This is a genomic window from Streptococcus mitis, assembly GCF_001074635.1.
Classification (GTDB): Bacteria; Bacillota; Bacilli; order Lactobacillales; family Streptococcaceae; genus Streptococcus; species Streptococcus mitis_E.
The window spans coordinates 1-8,154 of record NZ_JUQO01000229.1 but is presented as its reverse complement, the minus strand read 5'-3'; the positions used below and the strand labels follow the sequence as shown (position 1 = coordinate 8,154).

Genomic DNA, 8,154 nt, shown 5'->3' with positions numbered 1-8,154 from the left:
TATCACTTTGGAATTTAGTTCCTTCTGGAATTTCTTTGCCAGCTTTTTCTTTCAATGGTAACTCGACAGTGCCACCTGGTTTACCATTTCCTTTATCGTACTCTGGTGTGTATTTATCTTTGTCCTTATTAGTTACCGTAACTCTTACAGGTACTTCTTCTTTTGATCCATCTGGATACGTTACTTTGATTGTACCTGGGAATTCATCTCCTGGATTTTTGTTTTCAGGGATTGTGACAGTTACTTTACCTTTATCATCTACTGTGATTCCTGGCGTTAAACTTTCGAACTTAGTTCCTTCTGGAATTGTCTTACCATCTTTTTCTTTTAATGGTAATTCGACTGTGCCACCTGGTTTACCTTCTCCATCATCATATTTAGGAGTGTAGATATCTCTATCTGGAGTTGTTACTGTTACTTTAACTGGTACCTCTTCTTTTGATCCATCTGGATACGTTACTTTAATCGTACCTGGGATTTCGTCTCCTGGTTCCTTGTCTTCTGGAATTGTGACAGTAACTTTTCCTTTATCATCTACTGTGATTCCTGGTGTTAAACTTTCAAACTTAGTTCCTTCTGGAATTGTCTTACCAGCTTCTTCTTTTACTGGTACTTCAACCTTAGCTCCTGGAATTCCAGTTCCATCATCATACTTAGGATTGTATTTATCCGCTTGTTCTTGGACTGTAATCGTAATCGTTTGTGTCGTTACATTGCCGTCCTTATCATGCGCTTTGATGGTTACAGTATAGTCGCCTTTATTTCCTGTTGGTGTTCCTGTAATTTCTCCATTTGCATAAGTTAATCCTTCTGGTAAATCTGTTACTTCTACTGGATTTTCTTCTCTTAAGCCTGATCCACCTTCGTTATCCGTTACGGTTACTGGAATTGGAGTGATTGGCTCGTTTTTCGTTACGGTTGCACCTTCAGCTGTAATTGTTGGGCCTGTTACATCGTTTACAGTTACTGGTACTGGTACTTCTTCACTTGATCCATCTGGATATGTTACTTTAGCAACCGCATCTCCAACTTTACCTTTTGTAGCTGTTGATGGTTTACTTACAACTGTAACGGTTCCTGGGCCATTACCTTTTACTTTAGCAATGACTTCTGAATCTTCAATCACATGATTTTGATCAACCGTTAAACCGTCTCCTGTTGGAGTATATTTATCCGCTTGTTCTTGGACCTTGATTGTGATTATTTCAGTTGTTTCATTACCATCCTTATCATACGCTTTAATCGTTACAGGGTAATCACCTTTAGGTGCTGTTGGGGTTCCTGTAATTTCTCCATTTGAATAAGTTAAGCCATCTGGTAATCCTGTTACTTCTACTGGATTTTCTTCACGTAATCCACGTCCACCTTCATTGTCTTTTACAGTGACTTTGATTGGTGTAATTGGTTCATTTTTCGTTACTGTTGCTCCATCAGCTGTAACTTTTGGTCCTGTTACGTCTGATACAGTTACTGGTACTTTCACTTCATCAGTTGAACCATCTGGGTACGTTACTTTTACAATCGCATTTCCTGCATCACCAAATGTTGATGTTGATGGTGTGCTTGTAACAGTCAGCTCTCCTGGACCGTTATCTTTCACTTTACCTGTTACTTCATCATCTGTAATCGTATGACCTTGATCAACTTTCAGACCGTCTCCTGTTGGAGTATATTTATCCGCTTGAGTTTGAACTGTGATTGTAATTTGTTTTTCTGTAGAGTTACCATCTTTATCGGTTGCTTTGATCGTTACAGTATAATCCCCTTTTTCAGCTGTTTTAGCTGGTGTTCCTGTAATTTCTCCATTTGCATAAGTTAAGCCATCTGGTAAGCCTGTTACTTCTACTGGATTTTCTTCACGTAATCCTCGTCCACCTTCATTATCCGCTACGTTTACCGGAATTGGTGTAATTGGTTCATTTCTAGTTACTGTTGCTCCATCAGCTGTGATTGTTGGGCCTGTTACGTCTTTTACAGTGACTGGTACATCTACTGTTTCACTTGATCCATCTGGGTACGTAACTGTTACTACTGCATTAGGTATATTGCCTGTTGTTGCTGTTGATGGTTTACTTGTAACTGTTAGTGAACCTGGTGCGAAATCTTTTACTTTAGCTTTCACTTCGTCATCTGTAATTTCATGACCTTGGTTTACTGTTAAGCCTTCAGCTGTTGGAGTGTACTTATCTTTTTGCTCTTGAACAATAATCGTAATTTTAATTGGGGCTTCACTTTCATTACCGATTTTATCATATGCTTTTATTGTTACAGGGTAATTGCCTGCTGGAGCTGTTGGTGTTCCTGTGATTTTTCCATCTTTGAATGTTAATCCGTTCGGTAAACCTTCTACTACGATTGGATCGTTATCACGCATTCCAACCCCGCCTGGGTTATCTTCAGCAGTTACTGAAATTGGATCAATTGGTTCATTTTTCGTTACAGTTGCGCCATTGGCTGTAATTGTCGGACCTGTAGTATCAGCTACTGACGTATCACGTACTGTTACCGGTACATTTACATCTTCAAATGATCCATCTGGATACGTTACAGTGACTACCGCATCTTCTGGGTTTCCTACAACTGCTGTTGTTGGTTTGCTCTTAACTGTCAATTGAGTTGCTGGTGCGTAATCTTTCACCTTAGCGATCACTTCTGAATCTTCAATCACATGATTTTGATCAACCGTTAATCTTTCTCCTCTTGGATTATGAGCATCCGCTTGGCTTTGTACGGTAATCGTAATCGTAGTTGTTGACGGATTATCGTTTTTATCATATGCCGTAATGGTTACTGTACTTTCACCTGCTGTTCCAGTTGGTTTACCAGTAATTTTCCCATCCGCATATGTTAATCCTTCTGGTAAGTCTGTTACTACGATTGGATTTGTTTTACGCATTCCAACTCCGCCCGTATTATCCTTAGCCGTTACAGAAATTGGCGTAATGTCTTCACGATTTGTAACTGTAGCATTATTGGCTGTAATAGTTGGACCTGTTACGTCTTTTACTGTAATTGGAACAGTTACTAAGTCATGTGATCCATCTGAGTAAGTTACTTTCACAACTGCATTTCCTGCTTTTCCTGCTGTTGCTGTTGATGGTTTGCTTACAAGTGAAAGTGTTCCTTTTCCAGGATTGTTTACTTTAGGAGTTAATTTTTCAATTGTAATGTCTTCATTTTGGTTGACTGTTAATTCCGTTGCTGTTGGAGTGTACTTGTCAGCTTGTTCTTGGACATTAATTTTAACTTTTTTCGTTGAAGGTGTATTGTTCTTGTCATACGCTGTAATTGTTAATGTATAGAACCCTTTTCTCGCTGAAGTTTTACCTGTAATGTTTCCATTTGAATATGTTAATCCTGATGGTAAATTACTTACTGTAATTGGATTTGTTTCACGCATTCCAACTCCGCCTGCGTTATCTTCAGCTGTAATTGGAATTGGTGTGATTTCTTCATTTTTCGTTACAGTTGTTTCTTCTGCTGTAATCGTTGGTCCTGTCACGTCTCTTACAGTTACTGGAACAGTTACTGTGTCATGTGAACCGTCTGGGTAAGTCACTTTAACAACTGCATTTCCTGCTGAACCTGCTGTTGCTGTTGAAGTTGGTTTACTTTGAACAGTTAGTGTACCTGGGACAAAGTTTTTCACTTTAGCTTTTACTGCATCATCTGAAATGGCTTGTCCTTGATTTACTGTTAATGTTTCTCCAGTTGGATTGTATTTATCCGCTTGTTCTTGAACTTTAATCGTAATATTAGATGTAGTATGGTTTCCATTCTTGTCATACGCTGTAATCGTTACAGGGTAATCCCCTTTTCCTGCTGTTGGCGTTCCAGTGATTCGATTATTCGCATACGTTAATCCTGTTGGTAATCCAGTTACTTCGATTGGATTCTTATCACGTAATCCTACTCCGCCTGGATTATCCACAGCTGTTACTGAAATAGGTGCAATTGGCTCATTTTTCGTTACCGTTGCTCCATTTGCTGTGATTGTTGGTCCAACTGTATCACGTGCTGTTACCGTAAAGTTGAAGTTTACTGGATCTGCATTGTTTCCATCATTATCTGCAGCGTTAAATGTAATCGTATTTTGTTTACCGATATCTTCAGCTGAAGTCGTAATTGAAATACGAACAACTTTTTCTGTTTCAGTTGTTTTTACTGGTGTAGTAGTTGCTTTACCTGCATTCACACGACCAAGGTATTTCGTTAAGAAATCAGAAGCATCCAATGTAACAGAAGTATTATCTTTTGCTGTTACTGTAAATTCTACTTTTCCACCTTCAACGACTGTTTGACTTGACGGTGTAATTGTTAATGTTGGTTTTTGAGCATCTTTTGCATTTTGTTTAGCTACTGGACTCTCAAGAACTACATTGTTATCGACAGTCTTAGACACTTTTGCAGTTACTTCTTTACCATCTGCTACTTCAAGGTCAGCGATTTTTACTACTCCTTGAGGTGTCACAGATACTTTATCCGTTGGTTTACCATTTACAGTCCAGTTATTCCCTGTTTTTGTAACTTTTACAGTTTCAGGAGTTGTTTTTCCTGTTGGAGTATAAGTCAATGTAATCGTATCGATATCTTGTGGGTTGTTGCTATTTGGACGTTTTGGTGGTGTAATTTCCACGCTACCATCTTTATTAGCCACTACGCTAGGTGCTGTCGGTGTTACCGCAAGAACTACTTGACGCTTAATTTCAGCTGGGGCAAATGTTGTTCTAGTTGTACTATTCGTATCTGTATAAGAATTGGCACCAGTTGGGAATTTTGCTACTGCATTTCTTGTATATTTACCTGAATTATCTAATGTAGTACCTGAATCTAAGTTATCTCCAGATTTCCATGTCCATACCATACCTTGAGGTAAATAACTGTTTCCACGGTCTCTTTGATCGTTGCTATCTACTACTTTAAGGTAATTATGAGCATCAACATTTGTACGGCTATTTTCTACATTTAGAGTTGAGCCTACTGGAACTTTTGCGATACCATTTTCAAGATTTTTAGTTGTAATATCCACAACACGGTACTTGAATTTCAAGTCACGGCTATCAGCTGCACTGCTTCCCTCTACATGAAGAGTTCCGATATGTTCTCCTAATGTTTGAGTATCTACCACACTTCCTGAAGATAAGCGAGTTGTATACTTCTTATCTTCTGAACTTCCATCTTTACCCGTTTGAGCTGTAAAACTAGAAGGTCTTACTCCATACGGAAGATTTCCAACTGTTACTTTTGAGATGGTACCTGAGTTATCCCATACTTTCAATTCAGGGTTAAATTCAGCACCACGATAGACTGTAAAGATTGGTGAATTAGCTGTTTCTGTTAAAGGAACACCATTTAGTGTAGCTTGTGGTTTTTGAACATCTTTTGCAATTGCTTTTGCAGGATCTGAATCCGCACCATTTCCATTTTTCGTAATAGCAGTTACTTCTGTTAAGTCTTTTACTTTATTGGCTGGGATTGTAATTTCACCATTATTTGCATCAATTCGCACATCTGGATTATTGACAGTCCATTTACCATTTGTTCCTTTATTTCCTTCAGCTGTTTTTTGCTTGTTATCTTCACCTGTAAAGCTTACTTTGATTTTATCTACTTTTGTAGAATCTTGTGGTTTTGCAGTTACATCCCCATTATCCTTAGCCGTCGCAATTGGTTTTGCAGCCTTGTCATCTACAACATGAACGGGTGCATCAACAATAAATGTTCCACGTTCTGGAATAATGACTTCCACTTTACCATACACAGGTGCATTTGGCGCTGTAGGTCTTGATACATCTGGATCTTTAAACCAACGATAAGTTGTACCCGCAGGTAATTCATTTGGATTCGCAATACTATTGTAAGCATCTGGAATAACGCCTACTTTAGTACGTTGTTCCTTAGCTTTTGGTTTTAAGTCATATTTAGCAGCTTCTTCTGGTTTCAGTGGTAAAGTACCGATAATGGCATTTTGACCCTCTCTATATCGAACATAACCAAGGTCTGTATATCCACCATATGCTAGGTATGGATCGTTTGCTAAACGCTTTTTAATATCAGCAAGCATCGGATTTTTTTTATCTTTATTATTCCAATCCGACATAATGCTTTGGTCTAGTTCATCCCCTTCAAGAATTTTTGTTTTGAAAGTGATAATTGTACGTTGTCCAGCAACTACGTTCATTTTGTCTTCAATAACACCTCTACCAAGGTTGTAAATCAGACCACCCGTTGTAATACCATACATATCTTTTACACGAGAAGCGGCATCTTTATTACGATCGGTACCATCTTGTCTAGAGTCTCGATAAATATTTCTCCACCAAGTATTATCTGGATGAGCATAATCCATCCAAGAGCCTAAATTCTCCGTGTAAGAAGCTCCTGAACGACGTTCTCCATTTTTAACATAAGCACGATAATTAGAGTTTTCATGTTCCCACGCTGTCGCATTTGGATATTCCTTATGGAAGTTTTGTTTTCCGCCTTGATATTTTGTATAAGTGAAGTCATACGGATCTCCTACAGTACGAGGAATCGTAAGTGAAATTTTCTTAGATAATCCTGCCTGAGCATTTTCCGCTGGACCTGAATCTAAGATCCAGTAATAATATTTATTCCCATCTTTTTCGATACGTTCTTCACGATACACACGAATATTGTCATACGCTTGGTCAGCAGTTCCTTTACTTACGAAGGCATATTGCTTGGTATCTGGCGAGAATACATCACGCTCTGAATAGTTAAGCATTGGGTTTTTAATCCAACCAACACCGAAGTCTGTCTTTCTTGTTTCACGAACTGTACTTGTTCCAGAACCTACTTCTTTTCCATTCTTTTTAACGACAGTTGTAATAACGGCACCTTTTTTCATTAAGTTTGTATCAACATTGACAGTGAAGTATCCATTTGATTGTGATCTAGTTGTGTATTTTCTTCCACCAATTGATACTTCCACATCAGCTTCTGCCGCTGTATATCCGTCAACTTGAGCAATACCAGCTAAACTATCATTGAATGATACTGTATCTGTTTTCTTTACAGTAGTATTAGAAACACTTTGTCCATTCACTACTAAGTCAACTCTATCTCCAACTTCAATACCTGGGGCATTTAATTTAAAGGCTCCTGTATCATCTAATTTAGAAGTCAGTATCGTTTTCCCATTTTTCTTAATTTCAATTGTCGAAGATGGTGTTGCATATCCTGTAACAAATCCAGAATTTGCTACAACTATCCCTAGACTCCCTTGTTTAGTCGTCTTATCAATGGGTGCTGAGCGAAGATCAGATCCTTCTTCCATGGTTTCGCCATTACGTGAATCACGAGATCCAGTATTAGCAATCGTATTTTCACCTTCTTTTAAAACCTTCTTAGGCGCATTAATCTTAGGCATCGAAGATAAGACAAAAATCTTCTCATTAAGTTTTTTAGCGATTGCATCAATTTCAGCTTGTGTTAATTCAAGACTATTGTTATTAAGCACACTATTAGCTGTTTCTAAATCTGCCTGGATTGCAGCAAGGGTTGAAGCTGGAGCTTTTTCCTTGTTGACCTTATCCAAGAGTTCTTGAACTTTTGTAATATTAGCTTGTAATTTAGTCTTATCTAATGTTTGTTTTTCAACTACTTCTTTATCAAGGGCAGTGGTCTCGTTTTCAGATGCATTCTCAGTTGAAGTTTCAGGTAGTTTCTCAGATAAAGTCTCAGCTGGATTCTCAGCAGTGTTTGGTGATTTTTCTTCTTTACCTGTAGTTAGAGAATCTTCTGTTTTAGGCAAATCTACTATTGTAGCAGTATGAGCCTCTTCTTTATCTGGTATAACCGGTGCTTCAGTCGTATCTGAAACTTGAGCAGCCTCAACTCGAACAGCCTGATGCCCAGACAAAAACATCAATGCCGCAACAGCTACTGAAGCAGCACCAAAGCTATATTTACGAATCGAAAAGCGCAGTACCTTTTCACGTCGCTGTCGATTTACCTTATTTGAATTCGATTTGTTTTCCATCGTTCCTCCTCGGGATAATTTAATATAAAAAAAGCAATTTCTATAGCTGGACACTTATCAGGAGTCAAACTATAAAAACTACCATGATGATTACCATTTGCTAATAACATCACAGCTATCACAGCTATCACAGCTATCACAGCTATCAC

The 8,154-nt window shown here is 38.3% G+C and carries 2 protein-coding genes; both read right to left on the bottom strand.

The features are described from left to right. A partial coding sequence (locus ADI58_RS09980) for a Rib/alpha-like domain-containing protein (protein ID WP_049522474.1) occupies positions 1-8,005 on the bottom strand: 8,005 nt, incomplete at its 3' end. Continuing rightward, positions 7,975-8,154, bottom strand: a 180-nt coding sequence (locus tag ADI58_RS11455) for a hypothetical protein (protein WP_204373719.1), incomplete at its 5' end; no start/stop codon positions are given. The genes ADI58_RS09980 and ADI58_RS11455, both read right to left, overlap by 31 nt.